Annotated in this window: 2 protein-coding genes; one reads left to right on the forward strand and one right to left on the reverse strand. The window is 51.6% G+C overall.

All coding sequences use genetic code 11. From position 1 onward, the window contains the following. Nucleotides 1-238 (reverse strand): YtrH family sporulation protein (locus EDM56_RS30870; RefSeq protein WP_122921742.1); only part of this gene is annotated, 238 nt, incomplete at its 3' end. Nucleotides 239-701: 463 nt separating this feature from the next. On the opposite strand from EDM56_RS30870, the gene EDM56_RS30875 reads away from it, so the two are divergent. Further along, nucleotides 702-1,952 (forward strand): MFS transporter, encoded by a 1,251-nt coding sequence (locus EDM56_RS30875; protein ID WP_246009599.1) that lies wholly within the window; start codon nt 702-704, stop codon nt 1,950-1,952. Nucleotides 1,953-2,047: the final 95 nt, after the last annotated feature.

Consider the following 2,047-nt stretch of genomic DNA (forward strand, 5'->3'; position numbering starts at 1 on the left):
GTATGAGCTGGTAGATAACCGGCGAAAAATTGAGAGATAAAATCTTTTCAATCTGCAGAAAAGAATCGAACGTGCCCCCTAGCGCGCCAACCAACCCCCAAATCTTCAACTGTACGGCCAAATCCCGCATGACGATCAGCGGCGCTTTTTCCGTCAAAAACGCTCCGATTCCGCCGACAACCGCACCGCCGATCACAATTCCGTAGGCGACAAATAGCGTAAGGATGACTTGCCCCATCTCGCACACTCCCCAACTTTCGAAAACGTGGCTGCCCAAGCTTTTGGCGGGCTCGGTTGCCCTTATACACACACTTACGCACTTGTCCTGCTGTTTATGTATCATGGGGCAAAAAAGAACAATGGCATGCTCCAATGGCATGCCCGTTGACATCCGCTATTGATCGATTTACACACCATCGACGCCATCACCGAAAAAGATGGAAACCAAAAACAAAATGATTACAATCCAGATAATGACTTCAAAAATTTCATTATCAAAGAGCCCGCCCATTTCTGCTCCCTCCCGCATCTTTACCCAGCTTTCATACTTCTCTATAGGAATATGTACCGGAAAGATTGTTGGAAATGGGTACATCAGCCCGATGTGCAGCATTTTCCGCTTCTGCCTAGCAAAGGCGCAAACGGGTATAATTGCCCTTTCCCTCCTCAATACTAACCACAATGAACAGGGGGTGGCTCACTTGGCTTCAAAAATCGCATCACTCTTACAAAACCGCGGCTATACGATGCTGATGGCGATTGTACTCGTCATGCATCTGGCTACCTTTATGGTCACGCCAACCTTTCCGATTTTTCTGGAACGCGCCGGAGGGTTTTCTCTCGCTGAAGTCGGCTTGCTCCTCGGCGTCGGGAGCGTCACCTATCCGATCGGGAGCCTGATTGGCGGTTTGCTTGCCGACCGCTTGGGCAATCGAACGGTCATGATGGTGGGCGCATTGATGGAGGGGCTGGCGATGGGCGGTTACGCCATCAGCCACTTCTACGGCGCATTCCTGCTTTTTGCCGTCGTGAATGGGGTGGGAAGTGGATTTTTGGCTCCCACGATAAAAGCGATGATTGCAGACGTTGTCCCGGAATCCGAGCGGACGGCGGCGTTTTCCTGGCGAGGCATTGCGGCACACCTGGGGATTATGATTGCAGGCGTAACCATGGCCTTGCTTGCACTCGGGGTATCTCGTAGCGTATTTCTCTATGCCGCAGTCAGTTTTGCCGGTTTGGCACTGGTGATCCGCCTCTTTTTACCGAATGACCGCTGCGAAGGGCCGGGTTGCAAGCCGCTCCCCTTATCGACTTACACGGCGCTTTGGCGCAATCGTCCGTTTGTCTTGTTCTCAGCGGTTTCCTTCTTATTGTGGGCGCTCTACGCGCAATTCACGCTGTTGATGCCGTTGAAAGGGGAACACGTCCTTGGCTCAGCAGCGCATATTGGACTGATTTTTACCATCAATTCCTTTTCCGTGGTACTGTTGCAAGGAGTGCTCTCCCGCTTTTTGATCGAGCGGATCAATCCGTACATTTCGCTTGCCGCAGGAACGCTTCTGATCGGTTCCGGCTTGTTCGCGATGGGATTTGCGATCAATTTTCTCACCCTCTCTTTAGCAGCGCTCACCTTTATCCTGGGGGAAATGATGTTGATGCCGGTTATCGACAGCCTGATCGGCAGATTTGCCCAAGAAGAGCTGCTTGGCGCATATTTTGGCATCTCCAATTTCGTTTCGGGCATCGGCACCGCGATCGGCACGTCCCTCGGCGGCTATTTCGTCCAGAAACTCGGCGGCGTCGATGCAACAGCGCCATGGATCGGATATGGGCTTGCTGGCTTAGTCGCTGCTGGACTCATCGGACTCTTTTCCTACTACCTCAACCGCCCGCGCAAAAAAAGTGGTTTCTCTATCGAAAAAACGGGAAAAAGGAGAGTGACCGGTAGATAACAGTTGCTGCACTTTCTATTATCTTCTATGATGAATGGAGAGGCTTCTACTACCAAAGTACTAGATCCCGTTGTCCACGATCATGATGCAAGACT

The organism is Brevibacillus fluminis (assembly GCF_003710825.1).
GTDB classification, from domain to species: Bacteria; Bacillota; Bacilli; order Brevibacillales; family Brevibacillaceae; genus Brevibacillus_D; species Brevibacillus_D fluminis.